Here is a 16,402-nt window from a genome sequence, read left to right on the forward strand (position 1 = left end):
ATTTTAAAAGGAAACAATGAGCGCAAAAACAACCGTTGTTTTTAGCACTAAAGGGGGCGTTGGAAAAACTTTTGTTGCCCTTAATTTGGCTGTGGAAATGGCTTCCAAAAGAACAAAAGTTCTTTTGCTTGATTTTGATCTTCAGGCGAGCCAAGATTTGGCTAGAACAGCAAATATTAAAACAGAAAAATCTATTGTTGATATTCTTTCTAATAATGAGTCCCTGGAAAATGCAGAGATGATTGTTAAGGCGTGCTCTAAACATTCGTCTGGAATTCATTTTCTGCCATGTGTGACTCATGTCGATCAAGTTCCTTTGATTAATCAAGAGAAAATTATATTGTTTTTCAAAAAAGTTGCACCTCTTTATGACTATATTATTGTCGACGGAGGAAAGGTTTTTAACGAGACGCTGATTACTGTTTTTGATCAGTCAAATCTTATCTTGTTAACGGCAACGCCAGATATTTTAGCTGTTTTTCAGGCCCGATGGTGCTTGGATGTTTTAGAGAGACTTCATTTTCCAAATAGCATTGTTAAACTTGTTTTAAATCGATCGCAAAGTCGCGGAGGAGTTGCCTGGCAGGAAGTACGCTCTGCTCTCCCCTGTGAAATTTTTGCACAGATTCCATCGGACGGACATGCTGTTGGGCTTGCACTAAACAGAGGTGTTCCGTGTGTTTCGGATGCACCAGGTAGTCCTGCTAGCGAAGCTGTCAAGAAGCTCGCAGATCGATTAATCAAAGAAACAGTTTTTATTCAAGGAACAGAAGTTGCTCGCATTCGCACAACAACAAATTCTGGCCAAGAAGAGAATTTCTGGGAAAAGTTGGGAATTAGTTCAAAGATTTCAGAAAGCAAAGAGGTTTTGTCGGTTGCTCACGAGGATGATGAAATTATTAAGTTAAAGCAAGCTGTACACGACAAACTTGTTGATCGATTAAATTTAAGTACTATTACAACAGAAGCTTTAAGGGACCCTAAGCAATCTAAGAAAATTAGGGAAAGCACCGAAAAAGTGATTGGCGATCTTTTAGCTGAAGAGGCAGACGCCCTTATTTCTTCTCATGACGAGAGGAGACGATTGGTTAAAGAAATTGCTGATGAGACTCTTGGCCTTGGCCCATTGGAAGAATTTTTAGCCGACCCAGAGATTACAGATATTATGGTTAACAATAAAGATGAGCTTTATGTTGAAAAAAACGGACGCATTATTTTAACTAATAAAAAATTTATTTCAAATGGTCAAATTCGTGCGATTATTGAGCGTATTATAGCTCCTTTAGGACGACGCATTGATGAATCTGTGCCTATGGTTGATGCTCGACTTCCGGACGGATCTCGTATCAACGCGATCATTCCTCCTTTGTCTTTAAAAGGACCAATGCTGACTATTCGAAAATTTGCACAAGACAGGATTACCGTTGAAGATCTTCTGCATATTCATCATTCTGTTTCGCAGCCAATGGTTGATTTTTTAAAAGCTTGTGTTTTGTCGCGAAAAAATATTATTGTTTCCGGTGGGACGGGATCTGGCAAGACAACATTGCTAAATGTTATTTCTTCTTTTGTCCCGGACGGGGAGCGTATTTTGACAATTGAAGATGCCGCAGAGCTTAAGCTTCGGCAAAGGCATTGGGGTCGGCTTGAGTCTCGTCCTCCTAATGTTGAAGGAAAAGGCGCCATTACAATACGAGATCTTTTTGTTAATTCTTTGCGCATGCGTCCAGATCGCATTGTTATTGGCGAATGTCGTGGGCCAGAAGTTTTAGATATGCTTCAGGCGATGAATACTGGGCATGATGGTTCTATGACAACGATTCACGCGAACACAACGCGGGATGTTTTAGTTCGCATGAGTTCTTTGATTTTGTTAAGCGGCTTAGATCTTCCGCTAAAGGCGATTTATGAAATGTTTTCAACAGCGATTGACATTGTTGTCCAGATTTCTCGATTTTCAGACGGAACAAGGAAGATCTCAGGGATCACAGAGATTGCCGGATTAACAAAAGAACGCGAAATCATAATGAAAGATGTCTTTGTTTTTGAACATCAGGGTATTAGTGAATCTGGAGAAATTTTAGGTGAATACAAGGCGACCGGCTATGTTCCAGCTTGTTTTGACGATTTTGCCAAAAGAGGTATTGCCATCACCAAAGATGTTTTTAATGCATAATCTCACCGCTTTTTAATTCTTTTCTTATGAGAATTCTTAATTTAACAGAAAAAACAATTGTTGCAGTAAAAGCAAAAGAGGCTAAAAGTTTTTTAGCTCGCCTCAAAGGTCTTTTGGGAAAAAAATTTTTTGGTCCTGAGGATGCGCTAGTTATCGATGGATGTCAGGCGATTCATATGTTTTTTATGAAATTTTCAATCGACGTTCTTTTTATTGACCAAAAAAATAAGGTTGTAGGATTGGTTCAAAACATAAAGCCTTTTTGCATAAGTCCTTTTTTCTTTAGAGCAAGGCAGGCGATTGAACTTCCTGCAGGAAGCATTGAGAAATCCTCAGTTCATATTGGGGATTGTTTAGAAATAGAATAATAAGTTATTCGATATTATCAAATGTATCACTTGCATCCATAACACGATCTAGCCATTGATGACAATGTTTACAGATTCGCGCTTCCTTAAAGACTTTTTTTCCACAAAAAAAACATTTCTTTTTTTCAATACTTTTGTAATCAACATTAATTAAATCATCAATAATAAATTGGTCACAAAAAGGGCATTTTTTTGGTTGCTCTAAAACAGCTTCAAAACAATAGGGACATTTTTGCATAAAGAGTTTCCTTTCTTTTTTTATATTTTGAATGGTTTGTTTTATTTTGACAAGAAGAATTTTTGATTTTAATAAATAGAGAATAATTGCCTTTTTAAGCTTGACGTTGGTATTCAAGCTAGGATATAATGAAAAAAAGCATTTTGGACATTTTCTCTCTGGACATTCTTGTCTGATTTCTTTAGAGTTTTCTAGAAAAATCAGGCAGATGACCCCGCAAAGCGGGGTTTTATAAGAAAGATAATAATAAAAATTTTAATTCGTTCCGCTAGGCCGCGGAACTCACAGGGTAAATTCGAAAATCTAATCGGTGAATATCCCGATACCCTTCGGGTACGGGATAAATTCGCTCAATAAACTTATGTCGGCAAAATTGGCCTCCATAAGTTTGGAGCTCATTTATGGGTGTAACGTATAAACTAAAAAAAGAAGTTGTTGATTATATCCTTCTTCAAAAAAGGACAAGTCCTTCTTTGAGCTGTCGAAAAATTTCCGACTTAGCAAGTCAATTCTTTCAAAAAAAAATTTCAAAATCTTCTGTTAATACTATTCTTAAAACTTTTCTTTTGAGCAGTCCTATTGGACGCAGGTCGAGAGAAGACAAAAAACAAGAAAAATTTAAAATTCCAGAGTATCGAAAAAAAGAACTTTTTGTTAATGTGCCAAGGGAGCTCTTAGGCGAGGAACCGGCGGCTGTTGTTGTGCAGGAAAAGAAAGAGTATCCATTAAAGAAGCTGGGATCTTTTATTCTAAAGGCAGCTGAATTGCAGATAGCAAAAGAAGGGTTTGTAAGCTTTCTTACAGATTCAGCGGCTCAATCAGGTCTGGCAGGGAGTTTTTTGTATGCGCCTTTGTTTGGTATCAGTGATCAGAGCGTGTTAGCTGAAGAAATAGGTTGGCAAAAAATAAATGGAATAAACGCTTCTCCACCTACGCAAGAAATTCATCAAGCCACGGCAATGCTAAAGGATCTAGAAAATAAAAAACAAGAAATTAGTCTAAAGTCTTCTGAGATTTTTACAGAGGTCAAGTGTTTTAAATTTATTCTTAAAAATGGTAATATTTTTTGTATTGACGCGCAATTTAATTCAGTCTGGACAAAAGATAATGTCCATTCTAGCTTTTCTTTGCCTTTAGAGAAATCTCTTGATTTTTTATCAAAAAAGATAGCGACTAACATTCGCCCTATTGTCTTGCGATGCGCTCCTGGCATTGAAAGTTTCCCATCTTATTTTTATACCATGTTAGCATGCTTTGAAGGATTTCCTTCTTACGGGGTCGCTCAGGTTGATCTTATTTCTAAACAAGACGAGATTCTCTCTTCCTTTGACACCGTTCTTCATAAAAGACGTCATTTCATTACATTTTTACCGAATTCTCATATGATTTTTGCCCAAGCTCTAGAAAAAAAAGGCGTAACACAAGAAAAAGCGTTTAATTTTATAAATCAAAATGTTTTGTATTCGGAGTCTGATCTTATTATTGAGAATCCTTTACTTGACAAAGAAATTAATTTACGGGCTTTTATTTTAAAAATCGAAGGACAAGAACCGTTTGTTCTCATAAGCAATATTCCAAAGCCAATTCAAATCGCAGAGCAAATTATCAATCAGTATTTTGCGCAGTGGCCGCATCCTGGGACTGGGCATCAAGATTTTATGATGACAAAAGAAGAGCCGACAACAAAAGATTGCTCGAATATGTTTTCTACCGACGAGAAGTCAGGCGAGGATGGGGAGTCGATGTTTCTTGGGGAAAGAAACACATTGGCGCATAATTTTCTAATGAATATGCACCGGTATTGCCGAGAGCATTTCTTTCCATCAAGTTGCAAGCAGTTTTCGTTTAAGGATGCGCAAAATGTTTTTTATCGTCTTTCTGGGTTCGCAGAGGAACAAGACGGCATTGTAAAAGTATCGTTAATTTTGCCGCAAGAATATACATATATAAAAGAATTAAAATATATATTAAGGCGAGTCAATGAGAGCAACGCCTGCTTAAACCAGAAGATCCGGATTTTCTTTGCTAACGCCTAGATGTCACTTTCTTTTTTATTTCTTTGAATAACATGGATTTCCTGAGTTTCATATGCTATATTTAATATGAGAAATAAATTTCCATATAATGGAAAATCTCGGAAAATGAAAAAATTGCTAACCGGCATTTTTTTTCTCAATAACCCAAAGCCACGGGAGAAAAAAAGTGAGATTGTTTCCTTTGAATAATAAAGCCCAGAATTTAATCGAGTATGCCATTGTCATATCATTAGTGGCGGCGGCTATGATTGCTATGAGTACGTATGTTTCCCGTTCAACGCAAGCGATTCAAAAACAGATTGAAGAAGAAATGCGACAATAGCTATGATTTATTATTAATAAAAAAAGGAGGAAATTGTGTTAAAACTATTGAGAAATAAAAAAGGGCAGAGCACGTTGGAATATATTCTTTTGATAACAGCTGTTATTGCGGTGGCTATTATTTTCTTAAATCCGACAACAGGGCAGTTTGGTCGAGTTCTTAATGATACACAGAATACAATCTCGAGTGAAATAGATGAGGCTGGGGTAGATTTAGCTGGGAATATTAGAGTTTCATTATAAAAGAATAAGCAAAAAAGGAGGAAATTGTGTCAAAATTATTGAGAAACAAAAAAGGACAGAGCACGCTGGAATACATTCTTTTGGTAACAGCCGTTATTGCGGTGGCTATTATTTTTTTAAATCCGGCAACAGGACAGCTTGGCAATATTCTTGGCGACACATACAACACAGTTGCAAACGAAATGAACGCAGCCGCTAACACTTTATCTGGGGCGTTTTAAGCTTAACTATAAAAAAGAAAAAAAGGAGGAGATGATGATGAGGTTTTTAAAAAACAAGAAAGCGCAAAATGTTGCTGAGTATGCTATTTTGATTGCTTTGGTTGTTGGTGCAATTATTGCTATGCAAACATTTGTCAAAAGAACCATGCAAGGAAGACTTAGAGATGCTTCGCAGTATTTGACAGATAATAGTAATTTTGGTGCCGGTGGGGCAACTACTTACAGCACTGGACAATACGAGCCTTATTATACACAAAGCAACTATGCTACCACGCGCACTGCAAATGAAATGCAGGCAGTTACTGCTGGTCAAGCGAGCTTGATATCAAATACAGATACAACAAGAACAGGTTCTTCGAATACGATGTATGACACTACTGCCACTATTGGCAATGGAATAGCGTTTTAATAATGATGTTGGAAAAAAGAAGAAAGTTTAAGAAGCATAAATAATGGTTTTTGTAAGAGGGTCGCTAATATACATTGAATAAATAAAGAGGAGGGAGAATGCCGTATAGATTAAGAACAAAAACAGCCCAAAGTACTCTGGAATATGCTGTCCTTATTGTGATTATTATCGGTGCCTTAATTGCTATGCGGACATATTTAAATAGAGGCATTCAGGGCAAGCTTAAATCGTCAACTGATGATATTTCTTCAGGTCAGTTTGATCCAAGCGCTACGACGTATTCGAAAGAGACTAACAGTTCTAGCACAACTCGTGAGATCGTTCAAGACGGCCAAACGAATTCTGCGCTTATCGGGCAAGAGTTAACAAGTGTTCGAGAAGATTCAGCAACTGATATTGAGTAAAAAAATGAGATTGTTGGTTGAAATTAATAATATTTAGGCTGAACTAAAAAAGCAAGAAAGGAAAAAAGATGCTGTTAAAAATAAAACAAAAAACAGCCCAAAGTACTCTGGAGTATGCTGTCCTTATTGTCATTATTATCGGTGCCTTGATTGCTATGCGGACATATTTGCAAAGAGGCATCCAGGACAAGCTTAAATCATCAACCGATGATGTTTCCTCTGAACACTTTGATCTGACGGGTACAAATTATACGAAAATAACCAATAGTTTCAGTAGGACAGCAGAGGATACTTATGCTGGGCAAATAGACACCACTCTTCGCGGTGAAATGACGAATGTTAAGATAAACTCAACAGGTACAGATGTTGCACAGTAGTCATAGGATTGTTGGTTGAAATTAATAATATTTAGGCTGAACTAAAAAAGCAAGAAAGGAAAAAAGATGCTGTTAAAAATAAAACAAAAAACAGCCCAAAGTACTCTGGAGTATGCTGTCCTTATTGTGATTATTATCGGTGCTTTGATTGCTATGCGGACATATTTTCAAACAGGTCTTCAAGGAAAAATTAAATCATCAACCGATGATATTTCTTCAGAGCAATTTGAATATGGGCACACGAGATATAACAAAACAACAAACACTTTTAGTAATTCTTATGAGCAGTCTGTTGCAGGAGAAACGTATTCAGATTTTTTCCAGCCTGAGACGACTAACGTTGATGTTTATACGAATACTTATGACGAACTAATTGCTCCGCCTCCCATATTAGATGGGCAGTCAGATAAAACGAAGGATGGATATGGTAAAGAGAAGAAAGAATAAAAGCGCGCAATTTTTGGGCGAATACACTATTGTGATTGCGATTGCAACTTTTGCTATTATTGGCATGACGCTGTTTGTTCAAAGAGGGCTTTCAGCGCGCATTAATGATGCTCGAGGATATGCGGTTTCAACTTTAGACCCTGACATTAAGGAAGTTCATATACAAAGAGGAGGAAAACTCTATCCTCAGGTGTTGGCAGAGTATGAGCCATATTATGCGCAAAAAGATACAACAACAGCAAGCAATGCAAGTGCAGATGTTTTGTTTGACGGAGCTTCTGACCAATATGTGCATACAGTGTCTTCAAATATTCAAGTTCAGGCAACAAGTGTAGAAGGCTTTGCTCGAGATGACGATTACAATAATTAATGTGAATTTGATTATGCTTACGATTATGGCTACATGGAATGGCAGACGAATAAACAGTGTTTAGTAAAATAATTTTTAGCAAATTTGAGAAGGGAATGTTTCTAGGTGAAAAGCAAAAAGGCACAGACATTAATCGAGTATGCTATTGTTGCAGGCATTGTTGCCATTGTGCTGGCAACTATGGGAACGCCTTTTAAGAGAACGATTCAAAAAATTATGAAGTCTGTGGCAGATGCGATTGGTTATCAAAGCAAATCTGAGCAAGCGGCAAATCATGAGGAAGGGTATTTGGATTTTGCAGAAACAAATGCTTGGGTTACGACAAATACAGCGATTGATGAAACCCAAGGTATTTATAGTAGCTATGAACAAGAGATGATCACAACAAAAACAAATGCATTAACAAATTTGGGTTTAACGGAAGAATGATGATAAAGAAGAGTTTAAAAACAAAAAAATATAACAAAAAAGGGCAAACACTTTTAGAATTCGTGGTTCTTTTTATTGTTATTATTTCAGCACTTATTGCTATGCGAACATATATTCAGAGAGGTGTTCAAGGAAAATGGAAAGAAACTATTGACGGCATGGGAAAGCAATATGATCCGTTAGGAGAAGTACATTCAACGCAAAATATGGAATCTAATTCTTCGACGTTGATGATAGTTGATGTCGCTGGTGCATCTGGGTACGAAACATCGAGAACGGACGTAACAAATATGGTGGAAAATAAAGTAGAAACGATTACCATTGAATAAAATGAATTTTAAGAAAAACAAAAAAGCTTCGTCTGTTGTTGAGTATTCGGTTTTAATTCTTTTGTTTATTGGTGCAATGATTGCGATGCGCCATCAGATACATCGATCTTTTTTTGGTCGATGGAAAGAAACAGCTGATCGTTTTGGATATGGCCAACAGTATGATCCGGCGAAGACTTTGGAATGTCAGCGTTATGCAGCTCATGATTCTAGTTCAGGTGAATGGCCATGGGAAATATGGTATGCTCAGAATTGTTACGCATGCTGCATAGATAAAGAGGGTGTTTCAGATTGTACAGAATACGGTTTTAATGGAAGTATTCAGGGTGTTACTGCGGATCAATGTCGGAAAAAACCCGATGAGCCGCAGATTCCTTGGGGGCTAAGTCCTCATTGGTGTTGTGCTACGGCTTGCGAAACAGATGAATGCAAAGATTGAGAATGATGTGCCGGATAAAGAATAAAAAGAAAAGATAAGAATAATGATATTAATTTGCCGAAAACTTAAAAACAAAAAAGCACAATCTATTTTAGAGCTTGCGATTTATGGAGGCCTTGTTTTGATGTTTTTGGGCGTGGTTATTCGCTATGCAATGAGTTTTGCGGATAGTTCAAATGCTCAATTTGGTGCGATGCATAAGGCTTTAGAATTATCAGGGCGAAGCTTGTCGGAGACAGGCAGCGTAGATGGTTCTGTAAGCAGGTCTCATGCGTCTGTCTTATGGATTAATGACAAGCCAACTTTGGAAGGTGGAGCAAAGTATGGCTCTTCTTCCAGCACTCCGTCGATGGCATCCGGGGGAGGAACTTTTTCTAACCTTCTTAACTATTCTTTAGAATACGGAGAAAATGAAAACTTGCCTGTTACTGATATTTATATCAATGGTCAGCATTTTGTTTTTCGTACGGCTGGATTTCGGACATATGGAAAAGGAGCAAATGGAGTGTCTTATGATAGTTCTCAAACTGTGAATATGATGGGAGGAGACGGAGTAAGACTTTGGGATCTGTGTCCAGGAGAGAATAATTCAAAAAATTGTTTATCAAAAGTTCCTCATTCAGTTTTAGACGAATGGAAGGAGTTTGCTTGGTTTAGTGGTTGGTTGATAAAAGCTCCTCAGCTTGTTTTTTATACAAAGATTGCGAAAACAAATAAGAAATTTTGTTATAGTCAGTGGGATCCGTGGAAGCCAGATTTCTCAAGACATTGTGGCGATGACCCTAGCAATGAAGAGCTTAAGCATAGGTTTAATTTGAAAATGGAGGATCCTGCTCCTTCTTTGATGTCTAAGGCAGATCGCTATAACATGGAATGGCAATGGTTTCCAGTGCATGCTTCGTTGTGGGGCATACAGCCTTATAAGGATGGCGCTCAGACCGTGCTTGATGTTGATTTTGATAAAAAGGAAGAGCAGATTTTAACTTTAATTGCGATAAAAGGTTGCGGTGGGAACATTATGCTAGAAAGTACATATAATCTTTTGGAGCCCGGAGAATACGGAGATGCTTTGTGGCCATTTGCTGATGCGGGTATTTGTATGGTGGTTACACAGCTAAAGGTTTTAGATTATCAAGCAGGTGATCTTGACATGACGTATGATACTGCAGACAAAGTTGCTGGAAAACCAAGTCCTGGCCTTGTGAGCGACCAGGCAAAGATCACAACGTTTTCTTCTGGACAATTAATTGTTGATCAAGAAGAGATTGCCTCTGGTTCTATTGAGAAAAAAACGAGACAAACTCAGAATTCTTTAGATATCATTGAGCGTAAGATTCAGTTAAGCAATAATACAGGATGTTTTTGTCCAAAAAAAGGTTTGATTGGGGCAGGAGGTTGTTATAGCCACGCAAAAGATGACGTGGGTTATGGTTTCTCGGAAAAACCCGATTATTGCAGCAGCGACAATTTATCTGTTGAGATGGCATGCAACACTTTGGATTGTTGCGACGGAGATGCTTATAACGCGAAATATAAAACATGTTTTGATTATGGAACAAATATTCTTTATGTGCGCACTGTTATGGAAGATAGAAAAGGAGTTAAATTTATAACGCAGGATTAATACATTTTAGTTTGAAGAAAAAGTAAATAAAGCCAAGAGAGAAAAAATGGTAAAAATAAAAATAAACCAAAAAAAAGCGCAAGCAACATTGGAATTTGTCTTTGCATTTATTGTGGTGATGCTTATTTTTTACAGCTGCGTTAAAGCTCTTCAATGGGCTGGTATTATTTTTGTTAGACCTATTGTAAGCAATGAAAGTGTTAAGCAAAATCCTCCTGCGGATAACGCTGAATGGTGGGAGTTTAAAGATCAGATGACAAGGCCATCAGAGGAAATTCCTCAGCTAAATTTAATTTTTCAAGAAAGTTTAATGCAATAATATTTTGAGGCATAAGGAGAGTGTTTGATGTTACAGATTTTTAATCAATGGTTACGTTTTAGCTGTCGTCCTCAAAGAAAAAGACTGCAAGGGCAGATTGCTATTGTGCTTGTTGTTTTTTTAGCTATTTTGCTGGTCTTGACGTCCGTTATTATTAATTTAGGAAAAATTTCTCAAATTAAAACAGCGTTAACTGTTGTTTCTGATACGACTGCCGCTGTTTTAGCTTCTTCGGTTGCAAGTTATGTTGAAGCTTATTATATGGAAGGGATTAGGGATAATGTTGATTGTCCTTCCGTTTTAACTGTAAAAGGGGCAGGATGGGGCAAGCAAATTGTGGGGTTTATTATTGACTTGGTCTGTGCTGTAGGGTTGACCATTGCAAGTCTTGTTCCTGGTGCTGCTGCAGTTACAGGAAAAGCCGCTGGAAATGCTTGGATCAATGTTGGGGCAGATCTCGTAGAGATGGGAGTTAAGTCTATCGGCCAAGGTAAGATTATTTCTTCATGGAATAAATCATTTAGTGATCTTGAGATTAATCAGCAGATTCGTGATCAAGGTCTCATGACTGCCCTTCAGTCTTTAGTTACTGATTCATTTCAGCTTCCAGAGATTGGTGATGATGATATGGATGGCTATTATTATGGTGATGGTACCCCGGAAGGGACTAATGAGAAAATTAGTCGTTTTAATTTTCTATTTGGTAAAAGAGTTCATGCTTTGGCAGAGAAATCTTACGACAGAACTAACCTTGTAAAGTTGTTTCAAAGGGCTTTAGGAGAGTTTGTTACAAAAGGGGGAGGATCCTTGCCCTTTGATTCAGAGCCGTTAGATGATGATGGTTGGGGTCTTTGGGATTCTGGTTGGCACGAAGATATCCCTGATGTAGGAACATATCATCATAATGAATATGATGATAGATGTGATGCTTCAGCAAGCCCACTTGATCCAGCCTGTCCTGACAATGGCACTCCTTGGCGATATATTTATGATCCATATTATGAACGATTTTCTAATGTTAGCTTTGAATCTTTTCGTGAGTTTATAGGAAGAGATGATGAAAACCAATTGATTACATTTGCCGTTAACGGCAATGCTATTTTTTTGAATTCTGGAGAGGAGCAGTGGCTTGAGCAAGATACAAGAGGACAGCTATATCCATTCTTGTGGAAGCTCGATAAGCTAGCGATGTGGTATGAAGTGCGTCCTCCATATCAGACTGATGAAGAAAATTGTTATTGGAGTGGCTTTGGTTTTGATGGGATGGGAAATAAGCGTTCAGGATTTTGTGAAGATTATCCGGATAGTTTAAATTTAGCATTAACATATGGATCGATGTGCCTCGAATATCCTGATTACGACAAAGAAAGGTGCTGGCATGCTGTCGAAAAACTAGATACTGTGAATGTCGCGTCTCTTAATAATAACGAATGCTATGATTCTGTAGGAGGTTTAATTTGGAAAAAAGGCGCTAATCAATATTGTTCTGAAAGTCTTCCTTATAGCAGGTGTCCTGGAAAGAACTGTGATCCGAGTTGCAGCTCTTGTTGCACAAATCCTTTATCATGTCCTCTTTCTTGCATTGCCTTGTGGACTTGTGGTAAAAATATGCTTGGCAATTCTGTTAATAATCAAGACGAATGGCGAAATGATGCGATTGATCTTTTTAGGTACGATAAAGCAAATGGATTAGACGGGCTAATTTCGAAATATTTAGAAATTGATTCCGAGAGTCCTAAATATTTAGCAGCAACATTTGATGATTGGTATCCGGGCGTGGAACCTTGGATTCGTGTAGGCGATGTGGATAATCCTGGAAAATTAGAAAAGTGGGTTTCGACTATCGAAGAAATACAAAATCATATTACATCTTTTCAGAATGCTAATTACACTCTTCCTTATTTTCCCGGTATTTGCTCTGGGTCATTAGGCGACATTAAGGATTGTTATGACGATGCTCTTCAAAATATTAATACTTGTTTTACTGAGTGCCCCGAGAACATATCAATATGCCAAAATTTAGCGGATCAATTTGGCTTAGATTTTAGCGAGCCTCCTGAAGGCGATCAAGCTACAGGATGTCATTCTGATATTCCGTCGGGCCCGAACGTATATTATCATTTTATCTGGGAAATAAAGAATATTGCGGATAAAATTTTGCAACGCAAAGAATTTTTATTTGGACCTGATGGGGAGGGAGGATTATACAAAGAATCTCAAGATATTTTTAATAAACTCCAAGAAGCTAAAGATAAAATTAATGGATTTTTAAATGATCCTCGAGTAAAAGCATTACGTGATTATATGAATTCGGCTTCTCAGCATACGCCTTTTTCTATGGGAAACAATTCTAGCGCTGTTTATGCTTGGCGCGATGATCCAAAAGAGGGTCAAGAATTTGGTCCTTGGCATATTGTTTTTGTTGAAGCAAAAATTCCAAGTTTATGCAATGGAAACTGCAGAAGAACGACATGTATAAGCGATGGAGGGAATATTAATCCATCTACCAATGGCGATGATTGTCCTGTGGAGCCAAAATTTCCAGAATTTTATAGCTACGGCAACAATGGGGCAAATTTTAGTATTATGGATTATCGAGGTAAAGGTAGGTGTATAGTTGCCAGTGACTATGGCAACACAAACAAGTGTTTTAAAGGGGGGATGACGAAGGTGAGGGTTATCCGTTATGACGAACCTTCTGGAGTCCTTAATTGGGCTACAGGCACGAATTTTTGGAGAAATATTTTTAAGCATCCAGACGCTGAATCAGTGTCGTCTCCAGATTTAATCGCTCAACAAGGTTATTGTGGGGATATTATGGCTTTTGATTCGGTTCCTGGGGCTTTTGGTACGCCAGGAGCTTTTCTTTTGGCTGAGATAACTGATGAAAATTTAGATTGTTGGAGTTTAATGAGCGATCTTTTAAAAGAAGGGGTTGAGAGTCGATCTTGCACTGAATATTTCTTAGGTGATCTTCCTTGCGGACACCCTAGTGCTTTTGCTATAAAATTTGTGGATTGTAAGGATGCTCCAGATCCTTGGTAAGCCTTGTTAGAGATTTATTTCTTTAACAGTATTTGTGATTTTGTCAGAAATTTTATTTTAATGAGTTTAAAATTAACATTTTTCTTTAGTTGGTAAAAATTAAAAAATATGAAAATATTGTCTTTTGTGCTTTTATTTTTTTCGGTAAGTAGTCTTTTTTTTATTTTTTTACCGAAGCTCCTCGATCTTATTCGCGATTTTAATAAGCGCCGAGCAGAGAAAATGGCTACAAGAATGGACGAGATGTTTGTTCAAGCTAAAGAAAAGAAGATGGTTTTTCTTTATATTTTGGCTCCTTTCTTGTTGGCGGTGATTGCTTTTTTAGCGGCACCTGAAGACTATCGTCTTTTGGCCTCAATTGTCGGAGGCGTGATTGGTTTTGTTTTTCCTAGTTTTTATATTAAGTTTTTAGCCGGCAAAAGAAAAAGGATGTTTTATAGTCAGCTTGTTGATGCTTTGATGATGCTTAATAGTGCGCTCAAAGGGGGTTTAAGTCTTTTGCAGGCAATGGAAGTTGTGGCCGATGAGATGCCTGACCCGATTAGTCAGGAATTTGCGATTTTGATTGGAGAAAACAAAATGGGCGTTTCTCTTGAGGCGTCTTTTGATAGGCTTTATGCTCGCATGGGAACGCCTGCTCTGCAGCAGTTTATTTCGGCTGTTCTTTTAGCTCGAGAAACAGGCGGAAATCTTCCGGTTATTTTTAATCGCATTATTGCCACGATTCGCGAAAATCGTAAAATTCAACAAAATATTGAAACTTTAACATTACAAGGGAAAATACAAGGATTTGTTATGTCTTTGCTCCCAATTGCGTTCGGTGTTTTTGTTTATAGTTCAAATCCTCAATATTTTGATATTATGTTGGCGTCGCAACAGGGAAAAAATCTTTTAATATTGGCAGCTTTTTTGCAGGTTGTTGGAACATTTTTTGTTATTAAATTTAGTAAAATAGGGGATTTTTAGAAAATATGCTAATTTTTATTTTTCTATTGGAATTTTTTGCGGTCTTTACACTTGTTCTAGCCATTCATGATACTTTAAGGCCAGAGCCCAGACCAACTTTAAAAGGGCTTGTAGACATGCCGAAGGAAGAAAAGAAAAAGTATTCTTTCTTTCGGCACCTTGTTTTTTTTAACAAGCCTTTATGCGCAGGACCTTTAGGTGAAAGGCTAGGAAGAGAGCTTGTCTTAGCGCGCATAAATATTTCTCCAGAAGAATTTTTATTTCTCAAAGAGCTTCTCATAGGGCTTCTTCTCTTTTTCACATATCCTATGTCGGAGCCGCAGTCGCGCATGATTTGGCTTATTACAATTTTGGCTGCAGGATTTTATGTTCCAGATTTCTTAGTTAAAATAAAAATAAAAAAGGTGAAGAATTTAATTATCAAGGAGCTTCCAGACACGATTGATCTTTTAAGTTTGTGTGTTAATGCCGGGCTTGATTTTCTTCTTGCGCTAAAATGGGTTATTGAGAAGTCGGCCCCTTCAATATTGATTCAAGAGCTTAAGCATGTTTTGCAGGAAGTCCATGTTGGAAAGCCGAGAAGAGACGCATTGACAGATTTTGCCAACAAATACCAAATACCAGATCTATCGACATTCACTAGAGCTCTTGTTCAGGCAGACCGCATGGGAACATCGGTTGCGGATGCCCTTAATATTATTTCGGAAGACATGCGAATTTCGAGATTTAGGCGTGGTGAACAAATTGCTTTAAAAGCGCCTTTAAAAATGCTCATGCCTTTACTGTTCTGCATTTTTCCTGTTGTCGCCATTCTTGTTGCTGGCCCCGTTTTTCTGCAGTTTTTTCAAGGGAACCTTATAAAAGGTATCAGCGGATAAATCCTTCATTTCCTAGATTGGACGTTCAGTCTTTAGAATTATCAATTGTTTAAATTCCCGCATTAATACAAAAAATCCATAGATATAAGCAAAATTTAAACTTCTCTTTGTTTTTTGTTTGTTTCTTTGTCCATTCTGAAATGTCCACTCAGAATATAATAAATTTATTATTTCTTTAAAAAATATCATAAAAATTTCAAAAATCCAACACAATAACGTCACATTTATCATCTAATATAAACATGTTGTTAAAATTAATACAGGACGTTAACAACTTGAAATACAATGATTTTCGTCTTAATTTAAAATTAATTCACAGCTATTTCTTTTGTTTGTCGTCGAGTAAAAAGTAAATGAGATGGGCAAGAAAGATTTTGGTGGTTATAAAAAGTTGAATAATAAAAAAATAAAATTGGAAGAAAATTCTAAAAGCAAACGCTTGCTTTTAGAGTGGTTTCCAAGAAAAAATAAAAAAATATAAAAGATTTATAAGTTATTGCAGTAGTTGACTTTACAGAATGTCCAATTCTTGACAGACGCGATTCTTGTGTTATATTTAATTCGTAGTTGGACCACCTTTAGATTAGATTGAATTGATTGATTTAGATTTTACAAAAGCCACGGAAAGAGTACCCTGAAATTATTAATATTAACCAAGGGCTGTGGCTGGAAGTCACAGCCCATTTTTTTTGAAAGAGCCATGAAAAGACAAAGTATTAAATCAATGATAAAGAGTTCTTTAAGTAAAGTATATCGCTTTACT

21 protein-coding genes are annotated in these 16,402 nt (G+C 37.1%); 20 read left to right on the forward strand and 1 reads right to left on the reverse strand.

Features of this window, described 5'->3' with window-relative positions:
- Window positions 1–16 precede the first annotated feature (16 nt).
- Both PHY73_00570 and PHY73_00575 read left to right on the forward strand, forming a co-directional pair.
- Window positions 17–2,176: an ATPase, T2SS/T4P/T4SS family gene (locus PHY73_00570; GenBank protein MDD3374202.1), complete on the forward strand. Its 2,160-nt coding sequence runs from the start codon at window positions 17–19 to the stop codon at window positions 2,174–2,176.
- A 26-nt stretch (window positions 2,177–2,202) separates the two neighbouring features.
- A complete protein-coding gene (locus PHY73_00575) occupies window positions 2,203–2,544 on the forward strand; it encodes a DUF192 domain-containing protein (GenBank protein ID MDD3374203.1) in 342 nt (113 codons plus the stop codon).
- A gap of 4 nt (window positions 2,545–2,548) precedes the next feature.
- Here the strand turns inward: PHY73_00575 and PHY73_00580 are convergent, their stop codons facing one another.
- Entirely contained in the window at window positions 2,549–2,782 is a 234-nt protein-coding gene (locus tag PHY73_00580) for a hypothetical protein (GenBank protein MDD3374204.1), read from the reverse strand.
- 401 nt (window positions 2,783–3,183) lie between these two features.
- On the opposite strand from PHY73_00580, the gene PHY73_00585 reads away from it, so the two are divergent.
- The 18 genes from PHY73_00585 to PHY73_00670 all read left to right on the forward strand — a co-directional run bounded on the left by PHY73_00585 (window position 3,184) and on the right by PHY73_00670 (window position 16,120).
- Complete coding sequence (locus PHY73_00585; GenBank protein ID MDD3374205.1) at window positions 3,184–4,818, forward strand: hypothetical protein; 1,635 nt, start codon at window positions 3,184–3,186, stop codon at window positions 4,816–4,818.
- Between the two features lie 166 nt (window positions 4,819–4,984).
- Window positions 4,985–5,140: a hypothetical protein gene (locus PHY73_00590; GenBank protein MDD3374206.1), complete on the forward strand. Its 156-nt coding sequence runs from the start codon at window positions 4,985–4,987 to the stop codon at window positions 5,138–5,140.
- 35 nt (window positions 5,141–5,175) lie between these two features.
- Window positions 5,176–5,382, forward strand: coding sequence for a class III signal peptide-containing protein (locus PHY73_00595; protein ID MDD3374207.1), 207 nt, complete (start codon window positions 5,176–5,178; stop codon window positions 5,380–5,382).
- 26 nt (window positions 5,383–5,408) lie between these two features.
- Window positions 5,409–5,603 carry a class III signal peptide-containing protein gene (locus PHY73_00600; protein ID MDD3374208.1) on the forward strand — a complete coding sequence of 65 codons (195 nt, stop codon included), beginning with the start codon at window positions 5,409–5,411 and terminating at the stop codon, window positions 5,601–5,603.
- 34 nt (window positions 5,604–5,637) lie between these two features.
- A complete protein-coding gene (locus PHY73_00605) occupies window positions 5,638–6,012 on the forward strand; it encodes a hypothetical protein (protein ID MDD3374209.1) in 375 nt (124 codons plus the stop codon).
- Between the two features lie 98 nt (window positions 6,013–6,110).
- Entirely contained in the window at window positions 6,111–6,416 is a 306-nt protein-coding gene (locus PHY73_00610; GenBank protein ID MDD3374210.1) for a hypothetical protein, read from the forward strand.
- 68 nt (window positions 6,417–6,484) lie between these two features.
- Window positions 6,485–6,793, forward strand: a complete 309-nt coding sequence (locus PHY73_00615) for a hypothetical protein (protein MDD3374211.1) — start codon at window positions 6,485–6,487, stop codon at window positions 6,791–6,793.
- Window positions 6,794–6,859: 66 nt separating this feature from the next.
- Window positions 6,860–7,240, forward strand: coding sequence for a hypothetical protein (locus PHY73_00620; protein ID MDD3374212.1), 381 nt, complete (start codon window positions 6,860–6,862; stop codon window positions 7,238–7,240).
- Window positions 7,218–7,610, forward strand: a complete 393-nt coding sequence (locus PHY73_00625; GenBank protein ID MDD3374213.1) for a hypothetical protein — start codon at window positions 7,218–7,220, stop codon at window positions 7,608–7,610. The genes PHY73_00620 and PHY73_00625 overlap by 23 nt, the downstream gene beginning before the upstream one ends.
- Window positions 7,611–7,715: 105 nt before the next feature.
- On the forward strand, window positions 7,716–8,039 hold the full coding sequence (locus PHY73_00630; protein MDD3374214.1) for a Flp family type IVb pilin: 324 nt from the start codon (window positions 7,716–7,718) through the stop codon (window positions 8,037–8,039).
- Window positions 8,036–8,368, forward strand: coding sequence for a hypothetical protein (locus PHY73_00635; protein ID MDD3374215.1), 333 nt, complete (start codon window positions 8,036–8,038; stop codon window positions 8,366–8,368). The genes PHY73_00630 and PHY73_00635 overlap by 4 nt, the downstream gene beginning before the upstream one ends.
- 1 nt (window position 8,369) lies before the next feature.
- Window positions 8,370–8,807, forward strand: coding sequence for a hypothetical protein (locus PHY73_00640; GenBank protein MDD3374216.1), 438 nt, complete (start codon window positions 8,370–8,372; stop codon window positions 8,805–8,807).
- A 43-nt stretch (window positions 8,808–8,850) separates the two neighbouring features.
- Complete coding sequence (locus PHY73_00645; GenBank protein ID MDD3374217.1) at window positions 8,851–10,431, forward strand: hypothetical protein; 1,581 nt, start codon at window positions 8,851–8,853, stop codon at window positions 10,429–10,431.
- Between the two features lie 46 nt (window positions 10,432–10,477).
- Window positions 10,478–10,750 carry a hypothetical protein gene (locus tag PHY73_00650; GenBank protein ID MDD3374218.1) on the forward strand — a complete coding sequence of 91 codons (273 nt, stop codon included), beginning with the start codon at window positions 10,478–10,480 and terminating at the stop codon, window positions 10,748–10,750.
- 27 nt (window positions 10,751–10,777) lie between these two features.
- On the forward strand, window positions 10,778–13,795 hold the full coding sequence (locus PHY73_00655) for a hypothetical protein (GenBank protein ID MDD3374219.1): 3,018 nt from the start codon (window positions 10,778–10,780) through the stop codon (window positions 13,793–13,795).
- A gap of 222 nt (window positions 13,796–14,017) precedes the next feature.
- Window positions 14,018–14,761, forward strand: a complete 744-nt coding sequence (locus PHY73_00660) for a type II secretion system F family protein (GenBank protein MDD3374220.1) — start codon at window positions 14,018–14,020, stop codon at window positions 14,759–14,761.
- 5 nt (window positions 14,762–14,766) lie between these two features.
- Window positions 14,767–15,639: a type II secretion system F family protein gene (locus tag PHY73_00665; GenBank protein ID MDD3374221.1), complete on the forward strand. Its 873-nt coding sequence runs from the start codon at window positions 14,767–14,769 to the stop codon at window positions 15,637–15,639.
- Window positions 15,640–15,997: 358 nt separating this feature from the next.
- The gene (locus PHY73_00670) at window positions 15,998–16,120 is read left to right on the forward strand and encodes a hypothetical protein (protein ID MDD3374222.1); all 123 of its coding nucleotides are present in this window, start codon (window positions 15,998–16,000) and stop codon (window positions 16,118–16,120) included.
- Window positions 16,121–16,402: the final 282 nt, after the last annotated feature.

It is taken from the genome of Candidatus Omnitrophota bacterium, assembly GCA_028693815.1.
Lineage (GTDB): Bacteria > Omnitrophota > Gorgyraeia > Zapsychrales > Aceulaceae > Aceula.

Coding starts and splice junctions, on each gene's coding strand:
- PHY73_00665 (MDD3374221.1), top strand. CDS start 14,767: ATGCTAATTTTTATTTTTCTATTGGAATTTTTTGCGGTCTTTACACTT.
- PHY73_00640 (MDD3374216.1), top strand. CDS start 8,370: ATGAATTTTAAGAAAAACAAAAAAGCTTCGTCTGTTGTTGAGTATTCG.
- PHY73_00615 (MDD3374211.1), top strand. CDS start 6,485: ATGCTGTTAAAAATAAAACAAAAAACAGCCCAAAGTACTCTGGAGTAT.
- PHY73_00635 (MDD3374215.1), top strand. CDS start 8,036: ATGATGATAAAGAAGAGTTTAAAAACAAAAAAATATAACAAAAAAGGG.
- PHY73_00645 (MDD3374217.1), top strand. CDS start 8,851: ATGATATTAATTTGCCGAAAACTTAAAAACAAAAAAGCACAATCTATT.
- PHY73_00650 (MDD3374218.1), top strand. CDS start 10,478: ATGGTAAAAATAAAAATAAACCAAAAAAAAGCGCAAGCAACATTGGAA.
- PHY73_00610 (MDD3374210.1), top strand. CDS start 6,111: ATGCCGTATAGATTAAGAACAAAAACAGCCCAAAGTACTCTGGAATAT.
- PHY73_00605 (MDD3374209.1), top strand. CDS start 5,638: ATGATGAGGTTTTTAAAAAACAAGAAAGCGCAAAATGTTGCTGAGTAT.
- PHY73_00620 (MDD3374212.1), top strand. CDS start 6,860: ATGCTGTTAAAAATAAAACAAAAAACAGCCCAAAGTACTCTGGAGTAT.
- PHY73_00575 (MDD3374203.1), top strand. CDS start 2,203: ATGAGAATTCTTAATTTAACAGAAAAAACAATTGTTGCAGTAAAAGCA.
- PHY73_00655 (MDD3374219.1), top strand. CDS start 10,778: ATGTTACAGATTTTTAATCAATGGTTACGTTTTAGCTGTCGTCCTCAA.
- PHY73_00585 (MDD3374205.1), top strand. CDS start 3,184: ATGGGTGTAACGTATAAACTAAAAAAAGAAGTTGTTGATTATATCCTT.
- PHY73_00625 (MDD3374213.1), top strand. CDS start 7,218: ATGGTAAAGAGAAGAAAGAATAAAAGCGCGCAATTTTTGGGCGAATAC.
- PHY73_00570 (MDD3374202.1), top strand. CDS start 17: ATGAGCGCAAAAACAACCGTTGTTTTTAGCACTAAAGGGGGCGTTGGA.
- PHY73_00580 (MDD3374204.1), bottom strand. CDS start 2,782: ATGCAAAAATGTCCCTATTGTTTTGAAGCTGTTTTAGAGCAACCAAAA.
- PHY73_00660 (MDD3374220.1), top strand. CDS start 14,018: ATGGCTACAAGAATGGACGAGATGTTTGTTCAAGCTAAAGAAAAGAAG.
- PHY73_00670 (MDD3374222.1), top strand. CDS start 15,998: ATGGGCAAGAAAGATTTTGGTGGTTATAAAAAGTTGAATAATAAAAAA.